The organism is Paraburkholderia sp. A3BS-1L (genome assembly GCF_051125215.1).
GTDB lineage: Bacteria > Pseudomonadota > Gammaproteobacteria > Burkholderiales > Burkholderiaceae > Paraburkholderia.
This window is the reverse complement of the sequence record NZ_CP120446.1, coordinates 261,854-282,251: the sequence shown is the minus strand read 5'-3', so window position 1 is coordinate 282,251 and position 20,398 is coordinate 261,854. Positions and strand designations below refer to the sequence as shown.

The following is a 20,398-nucleotide window of genomic DNA, read 5'->3' as shown; positions in this document are numbered from 1 at the left end:
CTGGTTCAAGTTTGCGCGTCCGCGGGTTCTTCGCGATACAGCCCGAGCTTGCGCAGCGCGGGAATGTCGTTGACCTGAAAGAGCATCGCGGATGTGTCCGGGGATCGGTTGATATGCTCGTGAACTGCCCACGGAGGAATCGCCAGAAAATCGCCGGCACCCCATTCAAACGTTGTTCCATCGATGATGGTCGCGCCCTGGCCGCGCATCACGTAATACACGACGCTGCCCGTATGCCGATGCGCCTTCGTGCGGATGCCGGGACGCAAGCTCTGTAGCACGGTGCCGATGGTCGGCAGCGCTGGGCCGCCCGTGAGCGGGTTCAGGTATTCGAGCGCGGTATCGTCGTAGGGGTCGGGTGGCAGTTCGCCCGCGAGGCGCAGCGCGTCCTGCGCACGCTTGGCCGAATAGACGAGCAACGGGTTCAGTTCCGGCACGTCGCGTGTAGACAGCGGCTTCATGATGCCGCTGCCATACGCGCGATAGGAGTGGTCTACAATAGGCGCGAGCGGTTGTCGTGGCGACTCGCTGCCTTCGAAGAAGGTCGCATGCATCGAGCGCACCAGCGAAATGTCGAGTACGTCGAGCCAGATCATGGGCTCGTCGCCCTTGTGCTCGTGATCGTGCCACGTCCATGCCGGCGTGAGCACGAGGTCGCCTTCGTTCATCTCGTAGCGCTCGCCGTTCACGATCGTGTCCGCACCCCGGCCCTTCATGATGAAGCGCAGCGCACTGGCGGTATGGCGGTGCGCCGTCGCGATCTCTCCCGGCAGAATGACCTGGATCGAAGCCCAGAACGTGGGCGTCGTGCCGAACGGCAAACCGCGATTGGCTAGACGCAGCGTGCGCCTCTGGCCGCCTGCTTCGAGCTTCAGGTTCGCGCCGATCTTGTCGAGCAGGCGCTTGAGGTCGGCTGCCTTCCAGTGGGCGACCTGCATCGACGATTGAGGCGTGCGCGTGAAAAGCGGTCCGTCGGTGGGTTGCGCGACCCGGCAGTTGTACTGATCGAGCTCCGCGGCCAACGCCTGGCGTTGTGCCATGTCGCTCATGACAGCTTCGCTCATGAGGGGACTCCCGTTCTGGTTTCGAGACTGCTGACGAATTCCGGCACGAGCTCGAAGAGGTCGCCAACGAGACCGTAGTCGGCCACGCTGAAGATGGGTGATTCGGGATCCTTATTGATTGCGACAATAACCTTCGAATCCTTCATGCCGGCCAGATGCTGGATCGCGCCCGAAATGCCGACCGCGACGTACAGCTTCGGCGCGACGATCTTGCCGGTCTGCCCGACTTGATAGTCGTTCGGCGCGAAACCCGCGTCGACCGCCGCACGCGAGGCGCCCAGTGCTGCCTGCAGTTTGTCGGCCAGCGGCTCCAGCACCTTTGTGTAGTTTTCTCCGCTGCCGAGCCCCCGGCCGCCCGAGACGACAATGTCCGCGCTCGTCAGTTCCGGGCGGTCCAGCTTCGTCACTTCGCTGCTCACGAACTGCGAGACGCCAGCGTCCGCCGCCGCCTCGATCCTCTCGATCGGTGCGCAGCCGCCATTGGCCGCGGCCGGATCGAAACCGGTCGTGCGTACCGAGATCACCTTGACCGGATCTGGCGACTGCACGGTCGCGATCGCATTGCCCGCATAGATCGGACGGTCGAACGTATCCGCGGCGTGGATGGCCGTTACATCGCTGATCTGCGCGACGTCGAGTTTCGCCGCGATACGCGGTGCGATATTTTTGCCGTACGCCGTCGCCGGCACGAGGACGTGGGAGTAGCCCTGCGCGATGCCCAGAATCGTCGCCTCGACATTTTCAGCGAGGCCATTCGCCAGTTGCGGCGCGTCGGCCAGCAGCACCTTCGACACGCCGGCAATCTTCGCGGCGGCGTCCGCGGCCGATTGCGCCTGAAAGCCGGCAACCGCGATGTGAATCTCTGTGTCCAGAACTGCCGCGGCCGACACCGTATTCAGCGTCGCAGCCTTGATCGACGTATTGTCGTGTTCCGCAATAACCAGAATCGTCATGTCCATGCGCTCCCTTACAGCACCTTTGCCTGGGTCTTCAGTCCTTCGAGCAGCGCCTTCACGTCCGGTACCATGAGACCTGCCGTGCGCTTGCGCGGCTCGACGATCTTCAGGGTCTTCAGGCGCGGCGACACGTCGACGCCCAAACTGTCCGGCTCGATCGTCTCGAGCGGCTTCTTCTTCGCTTTCATGATGTTCGGCAACGTCACATAGCGCGGCTCGTTCAGACGCAAATCCGTCGTCACCACCGCCGGCAGCGTCAGCGCCAGCGTTTGCGCGCCACCGTCGACTTCACGCTCGACCGTGACCTTGCCGTCGGCAATCGCCACCTTCGACGCGAACGTAGCTTGCGGCAGACCGGCCAGTGCCGCCAGCATCTGGCCAGTCTGGTTCGAATCGTCGTCGATCGCCTGCTTGCCGAGGAGCACGAGCGATGGCTGCTCCTTGTCGACCAGCGCCTTCAGCAGCTTCGCCACGGCAAGCGGCTGCAACTGCGCCGAGGTTTCGACCAGCAGCGCTCGATCCGCACCCATCGCGAGTGCGTTGCGAAGCGTTTCCTGCGCCTGCGCAACGCCGCACGACACGACAACCACTTCGGTCGCCACGCCCGCTTCCTTCAACCGCACCGCCTCTTCCACCGCGATTTCGTCGAACGGGTTCATCGACATCTTTGCATTCGAGATATCGATGCTGCTCCCGTCACGCCCAATGCGCGGTGCCACGTTGTAGTCAAGCACGCGCTTGATCGCAACCATGACCTTCATGCTTCCCTCCCTCCGTATTTCTCGCTTCTCGATGTGCGTATCAGCCCGCGAGCAAGCGCCGCGCGACGATCAGCCGGTGAATCTCGTTCGTGCCTTCGATGATCTGGTTGAGCTTCGCGTCGCGCATCATGCGCTCGACTGGAAACTCCTTCGAATAGCCGTAGCTGCCCAGCACCTGGACCGCTTCGATCGTGACATCCATCGCCACGTCGGTGACGAAGCACTTGGTCATCGAAGAGAGCATGTTCAGGCGCGAGTGATCGCCCGAATCGATCTCGTCGGCACAGTTGTAGAGCAGGTTGCGTGCGGCTTCCACCTTGATCGCCATGTCCGCCAGCTTGAACTGCATGCCCTGAAATTCCGCGATCGGCCGGCCGAATTGACGGCGCTCCTTCGCGTACGCCACGGCAACGTCGAGCGCCCCCTGCGCGAGCCCGAGCGAAGTGGCCGCGATGGTCGGCCGGTTCAGGTCGAGCACCTTCATGCAGGCCTTGAAACCATCGCCTTCGGCCCCGATGCGGCAATCCGCGGGAATGCGCATGTCGTCGAAGAACAACTCGTGATTGGGCGCACCGTGACGGCCCATCTTGTGCTCCTGACGCCCGAGGCGAAAACCCGGCGTGCTCGTGTCGACCATGAAAGCGCTAATCCCCTCCGAGCCCGGCGCGTCGGACGTACGTGCGAAGAGCAGCACATACTGCGCGTGGCCGCCCCATGTGATCCAGTTCTTCTGTCCGTTCACAACGTAGCTATCGCCGTCGCGCACCGCCCGCGTTCTGATCGACGAAACGTCCGAGCCAGCCTGCGGCTCGGTCACCGCAATCGCGCTCACGAGTCGGCCTTGCGCCGCGAGGGGCAGCCAGCGAGCCTTCTGTTCTTCGGTGCCGTATTGCAGAATTGGCAGTACGAATGAAATGGAGTTGTTGCCACAGAGCGTGGCCGCCGCGAGCGAGACCTTCGCGATCTCCTCCTTCACGATGCACACCATTTTCAGGTTGCCGCCCGGCCCGCCGTACTCCTCGGGGAGCCACAACTGAAGGAGCCCCATGTCGCCGAAAATCGGCACGAGCTCCGCGGGGAAACGATCGTCCTGCTCCATGCCCGGGACGAGCGGCAAGACATCCTTCTGGACCATGCGGCGAACAGATTCGCGAATGGCGACGAGATCTTCGTTAAGACGCATATGCTTTCCTTCTTCCAGGATCGTGGCGCGCTCAGTAGCTCGGGAAAGACAGGCCGCCATTGATGCTCAACGTCGACCCGGAAACCTGGTCCGACTCCCTGCTCGATAGATAGAGGATGTACTCGGCGAGATCCTCGGCGCTATTGAGCTTGAACTTCACGCGTTGCTCCGCTTTCGTGAATGCCTTCACGATGACTTCCTGCGAACCCGCTTCCTTCGCAGCGAGAAAACGATCGTGTGCCGGCGTTCCGGTGGTCAGCGTAGTGGCCACCGAATTGATGCGGATGCCCAGATGCGCGAGCTCGGCGCCGAGCGCGCGCGTAAGGAACATGATCGATGCGCCCGCTGCGCCGATCATCGATTCGCTCGGCGTGGGAATGCGTGCGGCGTCAGTGGTGATGAGAACAATCTTGCCGTACTGCTGCGCCCGCATGAACTTCACGGCTGCATGAACAGCGTTCAGGCGCGGCATCAACCGGCTCGTCAGGCAAGCGATCCCTTCGTCGGCCGTCATGTCGACAAAGAGCTTCGGCTTCGGTTCGCGCGGGCCGCCGCTCGCCACGACGATGTCGACCTTGTCGTAGCGCCTAGCCGCATGCTCGACGGCCGTCTCGATCCCGGCATAGGAAAGCAGGTCGCTTGCGACGAACACCCGCTCGCCAGGCCAGGACCGGCATGCGTCGATGAGTTCGCGCGCGGCCGTTTCGTCGCGCCCCTGGATCACGACGTTCGCGCCGCTCTGCGCGAGCTTGATGACTGACGCGCGCCCGATGCCCTTCGTCCCTCCGAGCACGACGGCCGAAGCGCCGGTTAGATCAGTTTGCATATTCCGCCTTTATTTCAGCATGCCCGTACCCCACGGGCCGATAGTGTGTCAGTGCCTTGCGCCGCGCGATCAGTCGCCCGATTTCGCGTCGTTTTCGTAACGGTTCTCGCGCGAGTGCGCCGCGCCCGTCACGCCCTTGGCGCGGCGCTCTTTCATGAAGTTGTTTTCGTCGGCTTCGTAACGAATGTTGGTCCCGAGCGCATGCATCACATAGCCCTGCACGAATTGCGAAGTCATGCCAAGCGAATCGAGCGAGAGATGCGTCGCGGCTTTGCCGATCGCAATCGCATCGCGCGGCAGGCGCACGATGCGCTCCGCCCAGTCCTCGCCCGCCGCTTCCAGCTCGGCGGCAGGCACTGCCTTGTTGACGAGGCCAATGCGCGCCGCCTCGTTTCCGCTCATCACCTCGCCGAGCAGCAGGATTTCGCGTGCCTTCTTCGGCCCAAGCCCGAGGATGTTGATGCTGGTCATGTACGACGCGCCTGCAAGACCCATCTTCTGCTCGGGATGGCCGATCTTTGCGTCTTCGGCCGCGATCGCCAGATCGCTCGCTTCGACGATGTAGAGCCCCGCGCCCACGCAGTAGCCCTGGACGAGCGAAAGCGTCGGCTTGGTGCAATAGAGCAATTGACGAAATTGCTCGACGTGACGCTTGTCGAACGAAAGACGAATTCGCTGGCTCGGCCGGCGCGCGCCGGGATCCTTCGAAAAGCCGTACTCTTTTCCGCCAACCTGCTCCAGGTCGTGCCCGGTGGAGAAGTCGCGACCATCGCTTCGGAAAATGATCACGCGTACATCGTCGTCGGCTTCAGCGCGCTCGATGTGCTCCATCATGCGATCGAACATTTCATACGTCAGCGCATTGCGCTTGTCGTCGCGGCAAAACGTGATGTACGCCCTGCCGTCCCTTGCCTCGTATGTCACGAGGTCCCTCAGATCTTCGCTCATCGTGCCTCCTTGCTGGATGGATCGGCCCCGCTGCAAGCAGGTGTCCGCCGACTAAAAGTTATTGGTTCAACCTTTGAAATATAGTTGCGCAGAAGAAGACGCATGTCAAGTGCGTTTACCGCCAGGCACGGCACCGCGGGTTTGCCTGGCCGTTCGGCTGCTTGTCGATTGCCCCCTGAGCGGTTAGCATCTGTTTATCCTTCGAATGGATTAATCATTGAAAGCCTCGACCATGACCCGCACTTCCCAGCGCGCCACCCCTAATGCCAATGCCCCTGCCTCTGCCGCACCCGCGTCGGGGTCCGCGCGGCCATCGCCCGCCTATTCGCCGGTGCAGACGCGCCGGGCGTTCGAATTCGTGGCCGACCAGATCCGCAGCCAGCTCGCCAGCGGCGCGCTGCAGCCAGGCGACCGGCTACCCTCGGAACGGGAACTCGCGGAGTCGTTTGGCCTGTCACGCAATACCGTGCGTGAGGCGTTGCGCTCGCTGGAGATCGGCGGAGTGCTCGAGTTTCGCAAGGGCGCAACCGGTGGCGCGTTCGTGCGCGAAGGCCAGGGCGACGCGGTGATCGCAGGTTTCGCCGACCTGTTCCGGCTCGGTGCGATCAAGCCGGCCGACCTTACCGAAGCGCGGCTCATCGTCAGCGTGGCTGCCGCTCGTTTCGCGTGCGTGCGGGGCAGCGAGGAAGACTTCGAGGCACTACGCGAAAACGTGAAGGAAAGCGAGGCGGCAGTCGCCAAGGGCGATTTGCGCGAGCGGGTGCGCATCAATCTGGAATTCCACAAGCTGCTCGCGCGTGCCGCGCGCAACCCGGTGCTCGTGATCCTGACCGACGCACTCGTGGAGATTCACGAACAACTGCTCGAAGTGATCTCACCGCTGCCCGATAGCGCAGTGATGCCCTCACGCAAGCGTCTGCTCAAGCACTTGATCGCGCGCGACGAAGACAAGGCTGCCGCCGAGATGGAAACCCATCTGAAGGCGCTGCAGAAGCACTATCTCGCGCAGACCTCCGAAGACCGGCGCGCCGGCTAAGGCGCGCTCGCCTCACCGCGCACGCAGGCCGCCGAGCTCGCGCGCGGCCGCTTCGGCCGCCCGCAGGCCGAACACCGCAGCTTTGATGAGTCCTCCCACGTAGCCGGAATTGGCTCCGCCTTCTATGCCCCCCGTCGTCGCGCCTGCTGCGTAGAGGCCGGGCACGGGGCGGCCTGCTTCATCGAGCGCGCGCGCATCGGCGTCGATCACGATGCCTCCCATCGTGTAGGTCAGACCCGCGCAGAGTGGAATCGCCATATAGCGCGGCCCGTGTATCGGGGCTGCGCCGCCCGCCAGCATCGCCGGCTTCACGGTACGAGGTGGCTCCAGCGAGGCGAGCCCTGCGCGCTCGAGCGCGCCGTTATAGGTGGCGATGCTTGCGGCAAGCGTCTGCGCATCCATGCCAAGCCGACTCGCAAGCGCTTCGAGGCTGTCTGCGCGATACACCACCGCGCCGAGTTCCTCGAGCGCAGGATTGGGCGGCAGCAAAAACGCTCGCCCGGCCGTCTCCCAGATCGTCTCGTCGAGTATCGCAAATGACGAAAGCGGCTCTTCGAGTGACGCGATCGCGTTGGCTAGCGCCACGCCGCCAAGGCCTTCGTCGGCGAAGCGCTGGCCGCTCGCATCGACGACGATCGCGCACGACGCCACGATATCGAGCACCGGGTACGGCCAGAGCGCTTCGTCGTGCAGTGCCGCCTTGTGCTGCACATGCCCGTAAAAGCGGTTCATCCCGGTCAGCGCGGCGCCCGCCGCGCGCGCCATGCGGATGCCGTCACCCATGCCGGTGCCCGCGCCACGCTTGCACAGATGCTCGGGACGAGGCGAGATGTACTCGCGCACCATCTCCGCGTTGCCCTGGAAGCCGCCGTCGGCAAGCAGAACGGCATTTGCGCGGACCTCCAGGCGCCCTCCATCTCGCGTCGTCGCATGCAGTCCGGCACAACGCCCGTCCGTCATGATCAGCGCCTGTGCGCGCGTGCCGCGCACGAAGCGCCCGCCGCCCGCGACGAACGCCTGCTCCAGCGCCTGCAACAGACGGTCGCCGCCCTTTCCTCGCCAGTGATTCTTGAAGCCCGTCTCGCGCAGACTGAACGGCATGAGCATGTTGCCCATGAACGGATAATCGCCACCGCGGCCGAACTGCGCGCCACGCGACGCCAGCCAACCCACCACGCGGGCGCCGTCGCGGGCGAGCGCATTGGCGAGCGAAGCGTCGCGCAGGCCCGCGCTCGTTTGCGCAATGGCCTGTGCGAGCACTTCTGGCGCCTCGTCGAGATCGCGAAAAGCGATATGAAATACGCCACCGGCATATCGCGAATTGGCCGGATACTGCGCTTCGCCGCCGGCCTCCAGTACGACTGCGCTCACGCCGAGCTCCGCGAAGCGATTGGCCGCCACGAGCCCTGCCAGCCCGCCGCCGACAATCGCCACGTCGGCGCTGAGGATGCTTTGAATTGTCATCGTGTCTCCACTGTCGAATCCCACGATCATCCGAAATACGCTTGCTGGATCGCTTCCTGATGCCGCAACGACTCGCCCGCGCCGTGGGCGGAGACGCGGCCGACTGACAGGACGTAGCCGTAGTCCGAGAGGGCGAGCGCCTCGTCGGCGTGCTGCTCGACGAGCAGCATCGTGAGGCCCGCGTCGCGCAATACGCGTAGCACATCGAACATGCGCTCGACCACGAGCGGCGCGAGCCCGAGCGACGGCTCGTCGAGCAGCAGCAGCTTTGGGTCTGCCATGAGCGCGCGGCCAATGGCGACCATCGACTGCTCGCCGCCGCTCAAGGTGATGGCGCGCTGGCTCGCGCGCTCCGCGAGCTTCGGAAAGAGGTCGTACACGTAATCGAGCCGCTTGCGGAACAACGCCGGGTCGCGGCGGCGCCTCAGACGGTGAAAACCGAGCTCGAGGTTCTCGCTCACCGTGAGCGCCGCGAAAACCTGGCGTCCCTCGGGCACCTGCACGACGCCGAGCTCGACGACGTCCGGCGCCGAAAGCCGCGTGATGTCCTCGCCGTCGAACACGATGCGGCCTTTCGTGACGTCCACAACGCGCGAAATGGCGTTGATGAGCGTCGATTTGCCCGCGCCGTTCGCGCCGACCGCCGAGACGATGGTGCCACCCGGGATTTCGAGCGAGATCCCGTGAAGTGCATCCGTGCCTTTATATCCCGCGCAGAGTCCCTCAATTTTGAGCATGTGCCCCCCTGACACCGAGATATGCCTCGATCACCTTCGGATTGGATTGCACCGCGGCCGCATTGCCCTCGGCAATCTTTGCACCGTGATCGAGCACGACGATGCGGTGGCACAGATTCATGATGAAGCCGATATCGTGCTCGACGATCAAAATCGTGAGCCCGTCCTCGTTCAGCTGACGCAACATGCGCCCAAGCGCCGCAGTCTCCTCGTCGTTCAGACCCGCCGCGGGCTCGTCGAGCAGCAGCATGGCCGGATCGCTCGCGAGCGCACGCGCGATTTCAATCAGGCGCTGCTGACCATGCGGCAGATGCGCAATCAGATCGTTTGCGCGCGACTCGAGTCCGACGAACCGCAGCAGTTCGAGCGCGCGTTTCACATAGCGCCTCTCATCCCCGGCCACCCGCCGCCTGCGCAGCAGCGACGGGAGAAAGCCGTCGACCAGCTTCGGATGGAAGCCGAGCATCACGTTTTCGAGCACGGTGAGCCCGCTGAACAGGCGCACGATCTGGAATGTGCGAGCCATGCCCATTGCGCTTCGCCGATGCAGCGGCGCGCCCGTAATGCGCGTGCCCTTGTAGAAAACTTCGCCCGCACTCAGGGCATCCACGCCGGTAATGAGATTGAAGGTGGTCGACTTGCCCGCTCCATTCGGTCCGATGAGGCCGACTGCCTCGCCCTGGTGGACGTCGAACGATACGTTGTCGACCGCGCACAGGCCACCGAAGCGCTTGACGCCCTCTTGAATCGACAGCAACACGGGCCCGTTGACAGGCGCACGCGCCTTTTGAACTGTTTTCATCGTCCGGCTCCGTTCTCTTTCGTCACGCCGTCACTCAATCCCTGCACGTCGCGGACCGCCCGGTTCCGGCCGCGCAACCATGCCGCCAGCGAGACGACGAGGCCGGACAAGCCGTTGGGGATGAAGATCAGAAACAGCAGCAGGCATACGCCGTAGGCGAGCGTTTGCAGATCGCCGAAATCCGCGAGCAACTGCGGTGCGAGCACCACGACGAGCGCGCCGAGAATCGGGCCGTACCGCGTGGCAAGGCCGCCCACCACCGCGATCGTGAGCATCGAAACCAGCGTTGGGAACTCAGCCATGCTTGGACTCACCTGCTGGTTGAGCACGGCGAAACCGATGCCCGCAACGCCTGCGAGCACCGCACTGAAGACGAACGTGCGCAGTTTCTGGACCGGGACGTTCACTCCGAGCGCCGCCGCCGCACGCTCGTCGTCGCGAATGGCTTGCAGCGACCGGCCCAGATGCCCCGAGACGATGGCGTTCTGCAAGATCAGCACGACGGTCACGGCAACGACAATCAGATAGTAGAGCTGGAGGCGGCTCAACGGCTCGTCGCCAATCGCGAGTGACGGAATCAGGATGCCGGCGGAGCCGCCCGTCACGTCGATCCAACGGTCGGCGACGCCCGAGATCACGAGGCCAAAGCACAGGGACGCCATGGCCAGATAGTGGCTACGCAGTCGCAGCAGCGGAATGCCGATCAGCAGCGCGACCAGCGCACAGATGACGAGGCTCGCGGGAACGGCGGCAAACACAGAAAAACCGGCCCTGGACTGCAGCAGCGCATACGCGTACGCTGCGATGCCAAAGAAACCTTGATGCCCCATCGACACTTGACCACAATAGCCGTACAGCACATTGAAGCCCATGCCAAGGATCGCGTAGATGCCGATGAGCGAGACGAGGCGCACCTGGAAGCCCGTGGTCATGACGAGTGGCGCGCACAGAGCGGCGACCAGAAACACCACGAAAGCAGGCGATATCAGCGGCAGACGGAATACCCGCTCTGCGGCAGGCGAGATAGAGGTAGGTTTCATCGACGAGCAGCCTCGAAGTCGCCCAGCAGCCCGAACGGGCGCACGAGCAGAACAATCAGGATTAGCAGGAAAATGATCGGCTCGGCATAGAGGCTGCTGCCGTAGCCGGCCACAAAGGCTTCGAGTACGCCGATGGCGAGACCACCGGCCGCGGACGCGAACGGGCTGCCGAGGCCGCCGAGAATGGCCGCCATGAAGCCCTTCACGGTCAGCCCGACGCCCATCGACACCTGACCGCCAAGCAGCGGCCCGACGAGCACGCCCGCAAGCGCGCTAACGAGTGCGCTGAACATGAACCCGAAGCGCACCACCCGCTCTGGGCGAATGCCCATCAGTTGCGCGATGCGCGGCTGCGCCCCGGTTGCGCGAATGCTGAGTCCGAAGCTCGTGCGGTACAACAGGAACCACGTGATGCCGAGCAGCACGACAAAGGCCACCACAATGGCGACCTGCTGCATGGTGGTCGTGATCGAACCGATAGCGACCGGATTGAGAGAAAAGACATTGGGCACGTAGAGCTGATTAGCACCCCAGATCAGCAACGCGCCGCCGCTCGCGATAGTCGCGCCGGCCAGCGTGCCGATCATCACCGTCAAAGGCGGCGCACCGCGCCGCACAAGCGGGCGATAAACACCGAACTCGAGAGCGAGCGCGGCGACAATCGCCACGATCATTACCGCGCCAATGGCGAGCGGCGTGGGCAGACTGCACGTGACCATGAAAAAGATGGCCGACATGGCGCCCAGCATTACAAACTCGCCCTGCGCGAAATTGATGATGCGATTGGTGCCGTAGATGAGCGAAAGCGACAAGCCAAGTAGCCCGTACACGCTGCCGTTCGTCAAACCCGCGCAGAGAAACACTGCGATTCTGTCCATGAGATCGGACCCTCGTACGTTTGGCGCAGACGCATTGCCGCGGCACTGCGCCGGGGTGGGGTGGGCGCGTCAGCGCGGCTTGAATGCCGAAAGATCCGGCTTCACGAGACGCGTGCCGCCGTCGGCCACCTGCACGAACACGTACCAGTTCTTGTCGGGCGAACCATGATGCTGCTGTGCGCTGAAGTGGTAAGTCGCGCCCGCCTCCCCTTGCAGGCCCTTGAACTGGCCCATTTGGTCCATGGCGTTGCGCAAGGCGAGGCGTGCACCGGGAATATCGCCCGCATCCAGCGCCTTTTGCACCGCTGGCGCCGCGATGGCCTCCAGCGCCGCCTTGGCCGCGTCGTAGCCGATCACGGGATACAGCGTCGGCTGATGCGCGCCATAGCGCCCGTTGAAGTCCGCGAAGAACTTCTTCACATCGGGGCGATCGGCGTCCACCGTATCCGGAACCAGTACACCATCGCTCGCCGGTCCGGCAAGGCGGCGCAGCGTATCGAGCAGCGCACTGCGCGACACGACGATCGGCATGTTGATACTGAGTTGATGTGCGGTGCGCAGCACGCGCGCGCCGTCCGCCGCGTAGGGGAACACCAGCAGGACATCGGGCTTCGCCTCGCGCAGGTTGATCAATTGCGGCGAAAGATCGGTCGCATTCACGTCATAGGTCTGCTGTGCGACCACAGTGATGTGTTTCGCCTCGAGTGCCGCCCGGGTCGCGCGCGCGCCGTCGGTACCGAACGGCAGCGAGTTATTGATGATGGCCGGGCGCCTGAAACCTTGTTTCGCGAGCAAATCCGCGATCGCCGCGGCGTCCTGACGGTTCGCCGGACCAAAACGATAGTGCCAGGGCGCGGGCGGATTGGTCAGCGAATCCGTACCGGCGGACAACATGAAATACGGGATCTTGTCATCGGTCGCGACGGGAATCATGGCGGCAGCCGGTGCCGACGGATTGCCGCCGATGATGACGAGAGCCTTGTCGTCTTCGGCACAGCGCGACGCGAAGGTTGCGGTGAGTTGCGGATCGGTCTTGCCGTCGTAAGAGATCAGCGAAATCTTGTGGCCCGCCACGCCACCCGCTGCATTGGCTTCGTCGACCGCCAACTGCACAGCCTGAAATCCCTGCGTGCCGGTGTCTGCCGCCGCTCCGCTGCGATCGTCCACCGAGCAGATCACGGTCGGCGCTGCGGCGTGGGCCGATACCGAGCATGCAAAGGCAACGGCGGCGAGGGTCTGCCACAGCGCCTGCGTCCAGCGGGAATGGGGCCGCGCCGCCGCGGTCGGGTTTGCAACGTTCATGACTGTCTCCTCAACCGGAAAATGAGCACCTGATGGATTAGTTTTCGCTTTTATCATTGGATCAACCTTTGCCACAATCATAAAATCGTGTGTTTTCCGCTGTCAAGAATGCTGGCCTAAGGGTTTAGCCTCGCTTGCCAGGCAAGCACGACGCACGAAACTATCTGACGAATCCGGTTACCTCCTTTCTTTCTAATAAGGAAAACTAATGAATAATCAGAATTGTTGTGGCACCATGCATAGCGTAAAGCTTGCCCGCCAGGGCGACGTGGGACTTGCAACGGTGCCGCGTCCTGAGCCGGGTCCTGACGAGGTCCTGCTTCGCGTACTGGCCGCCGGCCTGTGCCAGACCGACCTGCATATTCGCAACGCCACCGATTCGCGCACGCCGGATGGCACGACGCTTGGCCACGAGATCGCAGGCATGGTCGAGCAATGCGGCGAGGCGGTAACGCAATGGCAGCCTGGCGAGCGTGTCGTCGTGCATCCATGCTGGTCATGCGGCGTTTGCAGCGCATGCCTCGCGGGACGACAAAACGCCTGCCGCAATACCGGCTCGCGCCTCGCTCCGCCCCCCACGCCAGGTGTCACGAAGGACGGCGGCATGGCTCAGTACGTCCGCGTGCCGGCGCGTGCGCTCATGGCAATCGGCGACCTCGACCCGGCCGTCGCTGCGACACTGACCGACGCTGCGCTCACGCCATACCACGCGATCGCGACCTGCGCGGAACTGCTGCATCCCGGCTCGGCCACTGTGGTGATCGGTCTAGGCGGACTCGGCAACCTGGCCGTCCAGATCCTGCGCGCGACGAGCGCCACGCGCATCGTCGCGGTCGACCTGAGCGACGAAGCCATCGACGCCGCGCGCCCGTGGGCCGACCTCACGCTGCGCGCCGACACGCAAGGCTTCGCCGACACCATCCTCGCGATGACTGACGGCTTTGGTGCCGACGTCGTGCTCGACTTTGTAGGCACCGATGAGACACTGCGCACGGCGGCGGCCATCGTCGGCCGCTACGGCGCGATCCGGGTGATCGGTCTATCCGGCGGCACCCTGCCCTTTGTCGCCCGCTCGTCGCGTAATGCTCTGCCGCGTGGCGTCACGGTCATGTGTCCCTACGGCGGCACCTATGCCGACCTCGCCGCAGTCATCGCGCTGGCCCGGCGTGGAGCGATCCGCCCGCTTGTCACGCGCTTTGCACTTTCTGACGCACTGCAGGCCTTCGACGCCCTGGAGGCCGGCCGCATTCGCGGCCGCGCCGTGCTCATCCCCGAAACCGAGTAGCCCACGCGCGGGCTCGCCAGGCTGGCCGGCGAGCCCCAGCGGGTTCTACGCGGATCGTGCCGCTGCGAAACGCGGCGGCTCGATCATCATGTCGGCGACCTTCTCCGCAGCCATCATCACGGGGAAGTTCAGATTTCCGCTCGGAATGTGCGGAAAGATCGACGCATCCACGATGCGCAGGCCTTCCACGCCGTGCACGCGCGCTGCCTTGTCCGTGACCGCGAGCGGATCGTTTTCCGGCCCCATGCGGCAGCTGCTCGACGGATGCCAGACGCCCACACAGGCATTGCGCACAAACGTGCGCAATGCGCCGTCGTCAGCGAGCAACTCCGCGAGCGTTGCGCCTCCCGCGATCACTTTGCGCATCAGGAGGCTGCGCAACGGTGCGGGACCGTCCAGCAGCGCGGCCAGCAGATCGGTGACGAGCTTGTTACGACGGCTCAGCATGGCCACCTGGCGCACCTTTTCGCTGTAGCTGGCCGGAAACGGATCGGCCGTCACCGCGCTCACGCTGGCCAGCCCCTGCACGACGGCCATGCGCCGGAAGCCGTCCATCAGGCGTTGCAAATCCCGCTCGTCGGCGAGCATGTTGAAATCGATTTCCGGTGCCGTACGCCAGTCGGGCGACGCGAGCCGCACTTCGCCCCGGGTCGAGAACGGCTTGTTCACGTACATGAGCATCGTGCCGATGCGCTCGCCGACCGCATGCCACGACGTCTTCGTTACGATCGACACGAACATGTCCCCGGCCGGCGCGCCACCGATTTGCGACGAATAGCGCCAGCCGGTCAGGATGTGCCGCCGCGTCGCCACGTTGACACGCGCGCCCTTACGGATGAAGGAGGCAAGCGCGATCGAGGGGTGCTCCATCAAGTGCTGGCCGACGCCCTTCAGCACCGCCACGACATCTATACCTAGTTCACGCAGATGCGCCGCCGGCCCGATACCCGAGCGCATCAGAATGGCGGGCGATTGCAGCGCGCCCGCCGAGAGCACGACGTCTTTCGCGCGCACCTCGGCGGGACGTCCAGGCACCTCGAGCCGGATGCCGACGCAACGACGGCCCTCGAACAGGAGGCTGGCGACTTCCGTCCCGGTCCAGACCGTGAGATTCGGGCGTGCGCGGGTTGCGGTGTCGAGGTATGCCATCGAGGCAGACACGCGCTTTTCATCGGCGTTGGATATCGCGATTGGAAAGTAGCCGTCGCGGAAGTCCCCGTTCTGGTCAGGCAGATACTCGTAGCCCATCTGCCGAAGCCCGGCTGCAACCGCACTCGCATGACCGGGCCAGACGTCGGGCATGATCCGGCGCACCGGAATGCGTCCCGACGCGCCGTGTAGCGGACCGCTGAAGTCGAGGTCGCGCTCGACTTTCCGGAAGTACGGCAGAACGTCGTCCCAGCTCCAGCCTTGCACGCCACGCGCCTGCCAGTCATCGTAGTCGGACGGCGCCCCCCGATTGAAAAACTGCCCGTTGATGGACGAGCCGCCGCCGAGAATGCGCGCCTGCTCGTATTTACGCAGCTTGCGCGATGCGCTGGAACCGGATTCGGCGGCAACCGTCGTGACGCGCAACTCGGGCCACAGGTAACCCGGATTCAGATACGCGGTGCCCGGGTAGCTGTCGAGGATGGCGGCGGGCAGCCTGTCGTTGGGCAGATCCGCACCCGCTTCGCAAAGCAGTACGCGCCGCGACGGATCCGCCGAAAGGCGATGGGCGAGCACCGATCCCGCCGAACCGCCGCCCACAATGATGGTGTCAAAGGTTGTCATCGTGTCTCCTGCTTTTATTGTCTTTTCGCGTGACTGCGCCGCCGGAGCCCGCATCAATCAAGGCTGACTGCCACGCTCTTGAGCGACGTGTACAGATCGAGCACCTCGCGGCCGCGCTCGCGTCCCCATCCCGACTGCTTGTAGCCACCGAACGGCAATGCCGGCTCATTCACCATGTGTGCGTTGACCGACACCGAGCCCGCCTTGATGCGGCGCGCCAGCTTGTGTGCGACGCTGAGATCGCGCGTCCAGATGCCGGCGAACAGACCGAATTCGGTCTGGTTCGCTTCGGAGGCGATATGCTCGAGATCATCGTCGTCGAAAGGCATCGCACAGACGATCGGCCCAAAGATTTCCTCGCGGCGAATCGCCATGTTCGACGCAGTATCCACGAACACGGAAGGCGCAACGAAATAGCCGTCCGAATCGAATGCGCGCGGTGCGCCGAGGCGGCGGGCGCCCTCCTGCTCCCCGAGTTCGGCATAGCGTTCGACGCGCTCCTTCTGCGCGTGCGAAATGACCGGCCCCATCTGGCTCGACGGGTCGAGGCCGTGGCCCACGACAAGCTTGTCGCCGTGTGCGATCACGCCTTCGACCACGCGGTCGAAGACCTTCCGGTGGACATAGAGACGCGAGCCGGCCGAGCACACCTGGCCGCTATTGAAGAAGATGGCATTGGCGGCGGCCGGCGTCGCCCGTTCGATATCCGCATCGGGAAAGATGAATACCGGCGATTTTCCGCCCAGTTCCAGCGACACCTTCTTCAGGTTGCCGAGCGCGGCCTCGACGATGCGCTTGCCCGTGCCGGTCGACCCGGTAAAGGCGACCTTGTCGACGCCCGCGTGCGCGGCAAGTGCCGCCCCGGCCGTCGCGCCAAAACCCGTGACGATATTCACCACACCGGGCGGGAAGCCCGCGGCCTCGAACAACTGCCCGAGCCGCAGCGCGTTGAGCGGCGTCTGCTCCGCGGGCTTGAGCACGACCGTGCAGCCTGCGGTCAGCGCGGGGGCGAGCTTCCAGATCGCCATCGACAGCGGGAAGTTCCACGGAATGATTTGCCCCACCACGCCCACGGCTTCGCGCAGCGTGTAGGCGTGCCATTCCCCGGGCTGGGAGACGCTGACTGTCTCGCCATTGAGCTTGGTGGCCCAGCCTGCCATGTAACGCACCATCTCCGCCGTGCCGGCGATACCGCGCCGCGCGATGGCAAGCGGCTTGCCGTTGTCCACGGTTTCGATCTCGGCGAATTCGTCCCCATGCGCTTCGATGAGGTCGGCGAGCCTGAGCAGCAGGCGCGTGCGCTCCGCGGGCTTCATGCCCGGCCAGGGACCGGTTTCGAACGCACGGCGCGCCGCCTTGACAGCGAGGTCGATATCCTCTGCGGCGCCTTCAGGCACCCGCGCAACGACCTGCCCGGTGCCCGGATCGAAGACATCGAAGGTTTTGCCGGAGCATGCCTCGACCCAGCGCCCGTCGATCAGCATGCGATGCGCCGAAGCGATGAAGCCGGCGCTCTGCTCGCCGAGCGTGGCATACCGGGGCGATGACAATCCAGTCTGCATTTCAGGAATCCTTATGAAGAGAGGGAAGACTCGAGCAGCGAGCGCAGATCGAAATTTCCATCGGCGACATGCTCGGGCAAGACAGCCGCGCCTGCCGCGATGAGCCGCCGCGCGGCAATATGATCGCCAGGACGGTTCACGGACTCGACGGAGATCAGGCGGCCTTGCGCGAAGCCATAAATGGAGAACTTCATGGAGTCGCGATCGCCGCGCAGCACGATTTCCTCCGCGCGCCGCATGCCAAGGCCAGCGATCTGCAGTTTCGCCCCGCCCTGATCGCTCCAGAACCACGGCACCGCGTCGTACGAGCTCGAGGCAACCCGCTCCTGCCGCGCGAGGCGCGCGGCCAGATAGCGCGCCTGATCGACGGCGTTCTGCACCGATTCGATCCGGCAGCGCCCGCCGGCAAAGCGCGACGGAAACGAGGCGCAATCGCCCAGCGCGTAGACGTTCGGATCGGCGGTCGCAAGCGAAGCATCGACGACAATGCCGTTGTCGGTCTCGAGCCCGGCCGCCTGCGCCAGCTCCGCGTTCGGCACGACGCCGATACTGAGCACGACGAGGTCCGCCGGGATAGTCGCGCCATCCGTCAACTCGACGGCGCTCACGCGCCCCGCTTGCGCGTGGATCGCATGCACGTTCGCATCGAACGTGAAAGTCGTGCCCAGCGCCTCGTGATGCGCCCTGAACGCCTCGCCGACCGGCGCGCTCACGACCCGGCTCATCGGCGCGGGGCCGGCTTCGATCACGTGCGCGGGCACGCCCCGCGCGGCGGCGACCGCCGCGAACTCAAGGCCAAGAAAGCCCGCGCCGATCACCACCGGCTCGCGCGCCTCGGCGAGCGCCGCGCGCAACGCACCGGCATCGCGCAACGTGCGCAGATCTAGCAGGCCGTTCGCACGCGGGACCGCCGCGAAGGTGCGGTTGCGCGCGCCCGTGGCAAAGACAAGCTGTTCGTAGTCGACACGGCGTCCGTCGATCGTCCACACGCACCGAGCGTCTCGGTCAATGCGCGAAACGCGCTCGCCGAGCATCAGTTCGATCCCTGCCTTCGCAAAGAAGGTCTGTTGCTGAAATGTGAGATGCTCCGCTTCGCATGCGCCGCCCAAATACGCCTTCGAAAGCGGCGGACGCTGATAAGGGAGTTCCGGCTCCTCGCCGACGAGCGCCACACGCTTCGTGTATCCCGCTTCGCGCAGCGAGGCCGCGAGCTGATAGCCCGCCTGCCCCGCTCCGATAATCACGATACCTGCCTCTGCCATGTCATGACCTCGCAAATGCTCAAGCGTCCTCGTACGTGATGACGAGCGCCGGACACAGCCGCGCCGCCTCACGCACCGATTCATGCAACTCGGGCGGCGGATTCTCTTGCAACACGATCACGAGACCATCGTCCTCGTTCTGGCTGAAGACCTTGGGCGCGGCCACCACGCACAATCCCGCTCCAATGCACTTCGTTGCGTCGACCTTGATTTTCATCTCATTTCCTTGCTGATTGAACTGCTCAACACATTGATCGGTGCGCGCCACTAGCCGTGCGCCGCGCACGCAGAGCACATCACCATTCGACTGGCAGTGCGTCCACTCCATAAACAAAGGCGTCGTGGCGGAACTTGATGTCTTCGAGCGGCACCGCGAGCCGCAGTTTCGGCAGGCGCTGGAACAGCGACGTGAAAACAATCTGCAATTCCGCACGCGCGAGCGGCTGCCCCAGGCATTGGTGCACGCCATAACTGAACGCAACGTGGTGCCGGGCCTCGCGATGAATGTCGAACGCGTCCGGTTCCGAGAAGTGCTTCGGGTCGCGATTGGCCGCGCTGATAAGGGCCAGCACACCCTCGCCCTTCTTGATAAGCGTGCCGGACACCGTCACATCCTCGAGCGCGACGCGCGGCCCGTTGTAATGGACTATCGTATGAAAGCGCAGCATTTCCTCGACCGTGTTGTTCACCAGCGAGGGATCGGCCACAAGTTCATCCTTTTGCGCGGGATTCATCAAAAGCGACAGCGTGCCAAGCGCAATCATGTTCGCGGTGGTCTCGTGGCCGCCCATCAACAGCAGCTCGATGGTCGCGAGCGCCTCTTCGCGCGTCATGTGGCCGGGCACCACCTGGCTCGTCACGAGACGGCTGATCAAGTCGCTGCGATTCCCTGGCGACTCCATCTTCTGCGTGATCAGCCGGTCGAGATATTCGCGCATCTCGGCACCGGCGCGCACCGGCACCTCCGGGTCGGCGGTGAGATCCAGCTTGGCCTTGCTTCGCTCCTGGAAGAACTCGCGATCCTCATAGGGCACGCCGAGTATGCGCGAGATCACCGTCGTCGGCACCGCCAGCGCGAAGTCCTCGAACAGGTCGGCCGGCGAACCCTTCGCCTCCAGTTCGTCCAGCAGGATATCGACGGTTTGCTGCAGTTCGGGCCGCATCGCCTCGACGTGATGAACCATGAACTCCTTGGTCAACATGCGGCGGTAACGCGTGTGCTCCGGCGGGTCCATGCGGATGATGGTAGGAGGATGCTCGTTCATCAGCAACGACGCACGTGCCGGGGCGATGAACGGATAGCCCGGTGTGGACGGAATCGTCGAGAAACGGTTGTCGCCGAGAATCGCGCGCACGTCCTCGTAGCGCGTCGCGATCCATGCCTGCGTACCGTCGGGCATCGTCACCCGGGACAGGCCCTCCTGCTCGCGGATTTCGCTGTATTGCGCGGGTGGAGCGAACGGACAGCGGCGCATCGGAAATGCCTGCGTAGCGGCGGATTGATCTTGCATGGTGTCTC

Annotated in this window: 19 protein-coding genes; 2 read left to right on the top strand and 17 right to left on the bottom strand. The window is 64.3% G+C overall.

Annotated elements, in window-relative coordinates:
• Window positions 1–5: 5 nt before the first annotated feature.
• The 6 genes from P5W99_RS36850 to P5W99_RS36825 form a co-directional block, all read right to left on the bottom strand.
• Window positions 6–1,064: a cupin domain-containing protein gene (locus P5W99_RS36850; protein ID WP_434668125.1), complete on the bottom strand. Its 1,059-nt coding sequence runs from the start codon at window positions 1,062–1,064 to the stop codon at window positions 6–8.
• The gene (locus P5W99_RS36845; protein WP_434668122.1) at window positions 1,061–2,017 is read right to left on the bottom strand and encodes an electron transfer flavoprotein subunit alpha/FixB family protein; all 957 of its coding nucleotides are present in this window, start codon (window positions 2,015–2,017) and stop codon (window positions 1,061–1,063) included. Before P5W99_RS36845 ends, P5W99_RS36850 begins: the two co-directional genes overlap by 4 nt.
• A gap of 14 nt (window positions 2,018–2,031) precedes the next feature.
• Window positions 2,032–2,781: an electron transfer flavoprotein subunit beta/FixA family protein gene (locus P5W99_RS36840; RefSeq protein WP_434668119.1), complete on the bottom strand. Its 750-nt coding sequence runs from the start codon at window positions 2,779–2,781 to the stop codon at window positions 2,032–2,034.
• A 40-nt stretch (window positions 2,782–2,821) separates the two neighbouring features.
• Window positions 2,822–3,964 (bottom strand): acyl-CoA dehydrogenase family protein, encoded by a 1,143-nt coding sequence (locus P5W99_RS36835; RefSeq protein ID WP_434668116.1) that lies wholly within the window; start codon window positions 3,962–3,964, stop codon window positions 2,822–2,824.
• Between the two features lie 31 nt (window positions 3,965–3,995).
• Window positions 3,996–4,790 (bottom strand): SDR family NAD(P)-dependent oxidoreductase, encoded by a 795-nt coding sequence (locus P5W99_RS36830; protein WP_434668113.1) that lies wholly within the window; start codon window positions 4,788–4,790, stop codon window positions 3,996–3,998.
• A 69-nt stretch (window positions 4,791–4,859) separates the two neighbouring features.
• Window positions 4,860–5,738, bottom strand: a complete 879-nt coding sequence (locus P5W99_RS36825) for an enoyl-CoA hydratase/isomerase family protein (protein WP_434668110.1) — start codon at window positions 5,736–5,738, stop codon at window positions 4,860–4,862.
• Between the two features lie 232 nt (window positions 5,739–5,970).
• On the opposite strand from P5W99_RS36825, the gene P5W99_RS36820 reads away from it, so the two are divergent.
• On the top strand, window positions 5,971–6,774 hold the full coding sequence (locus tag P5W99_RS36820; protein ID WP_434668106.1) for a FadR/GntR family transcriptional regulator: 804 nt from the start codon (window positions 5,971–5,973) through the stop codon (window positions 6,772–6,774).
• A 12-nt stretch (window positions 6,775–6,786) separates the two neighbouring features.
• Here the strand turns inward: P5W99_RS36820 and P5W99_RS36815 are convergent, their stop codons facing one another.
• The 6 genes from P5W99_RS36815 to P5W99_RS36790 form a co-directional block, all read right to left on the bottom strand.
• Window positions 6,787–8,238, bottom strand: a complete 1,452-nt coding sequence (locus tag P5W99_RS36815) for an FAD-dependent oxidoreductase (RefSeq protein ID WP_434668104.1) — start codon at window positions 8,236–8,238, stop codon at window positions 6,787–6,789.
• A gap of 26 nt (window positions 8,239–8,264) precedes the next feature.
• Entirely contained in the window at window positions 8,265–8,975 is a 711-nt protein-coding gene (locus tag P5W99_RS36810; RefSeq protein WP_434668101.1) for an ABC transporter ATP-binding protein, read from the bottom strand.
• Window positions 8,962–9,777 (bottom strand): ABC transporter ATP-binding protein, encoded by an 816-nt coding sequence (locus P5W99_RS36805; protein ID WP_434668098.1) that lies wholly within the window; start codon window positions 9,775–9,777, stop codon window positions 8,962–8,964. The genes P5W99_RS36810 and P5W99_RS36805 overlap by 14 nt, the downstream gene beginning before the upstream one ends.
• A complete protein-coding gene (locus tag P5W99_RS36800) occupies window positions 9,774–10,817 on the bottom strand; it encodes a branched-chain amino acid ABC transporter permease (protein ID WP_434668096.1) in 1,044 nt (347 codons plus the stop codon). The genes P5W99_RS36805 and P5W99_RS36800 overlap by 4 nt, the downstream gene beginning before the upstream one ends.
• Window positions 10,814–11,695 (bottom strand): branched-chain amino acid ABC transporter permease, encoded by an 882-nt coding sequence (locus P5W99_RS36795; RefSeq protein WP_434668093.1) that lies wholly within the window; start codon window positions 11,693–11,695, stop codon window positions 10,814–10,816. The genes P5W99_RS36800 and P5W99_RS36795 overlap by 4 nt, the downstream gene beginning before the upstream one ends.
• 69 nt (window positions 11,696–11,764) lie before the next feature.
• Entirely contained in the window at window positions 11,765–12,997 is a 1,233-nt protein-coding gene (locus tag P5W99_RS36790; RefSeq protein WP_434668090.1) for an ABC transporter substrate-binding protein, read from the bottom strand.
• 208 nt (window positions 12,998–13,205) lie between these two features.
• On the opposite strand from P5W99_RS36790, the gene P5W99_RS36785 reads away from it, so the two are divergent.
• Window positions 13,206–14,282, top strand: a complete 1,077-nt coding sequence (locus P5W99_RS36785) for an alcohol dehydrogenase catalytic domain-containing protein (protein WP_434668087.1) — start codon at window positions 13,206–13,208, stop codon at window positions 14,280–14,282.
• 45 nt (window positions 14,283–14,327) lie between these two features.
• Here P5W99_RS36785 and P5W99_RS36780 read toward each other — a convergent pair whose 3' ends face one another.
• From P5W99_RS36780 to P5W99_RS36760, 5 genes are all read right to left on the bottom strand, one after another.
• Window positions 14,328–16,055 carry a GMC family oxidoreductase gene (locus P5W99_RS36780; RefSeq protein ID WP_434668084.1) on the bottom strand — a complete coding sequence of 576 codons (1,728 nt, stop codon included), beginning with the start codon at window positions 16,053–16,055 and terminating at the stop codon, window positions 14,328–14,330.
• 53 nt (window positions 16,056–16,108) lie between these two features.
• Window positions 16,109–17,617: an aldehyde dehydrogenase family protein gene (locus tag P5W99_RS36775; RefSeq protein ID WP_434668081.1), complete on the bottom strand. Its 1,509-nt coding sequence runs from the start codon at window positions 17,615–17,617 to the stop codon at window positions 16,109–16,111.
• Between the two features lie 11 nt (window positions 17,618–17,628).
• A complete protein-coding gene (locus P5W99_RS36770; protein ID WP_434668078.1) occupies window positions 17,629–18,879 on the bottom strand; it encodes an NAD(P)/FAD-dependent oxidoreductase in 1,251 nt (416 codons plus the stop codon).
• A gap of 19 nt (window positions 18,880–18,898) precedes the next feature.
• Window positions 18,899–19,096: a ferredoxin gene (locus tag P5W99_RS36765; RefSeq protein WP_322057007.1), complete on the bottom strand. Its 198-nt coding sequence runs from the start codon at window positions 19,094–19,096 to the stop codon at window positions 18,899–18,901.
• 79 nt (window positions 19,097–19,175) lie between these two features.
• On the bottom strand, window positions 19,176–20,390 hold the full coding sequence (locus P5W99_RS36760; protein ID WP_434668075.1) for a cytochrome P450: 1,215 nt from the start codon (window positions 20,388–20,390) through the stop codon (window positions 19,176–19,178).
• Window positions 20,391–20,398 lie beyond the last annotated feature (8 nt).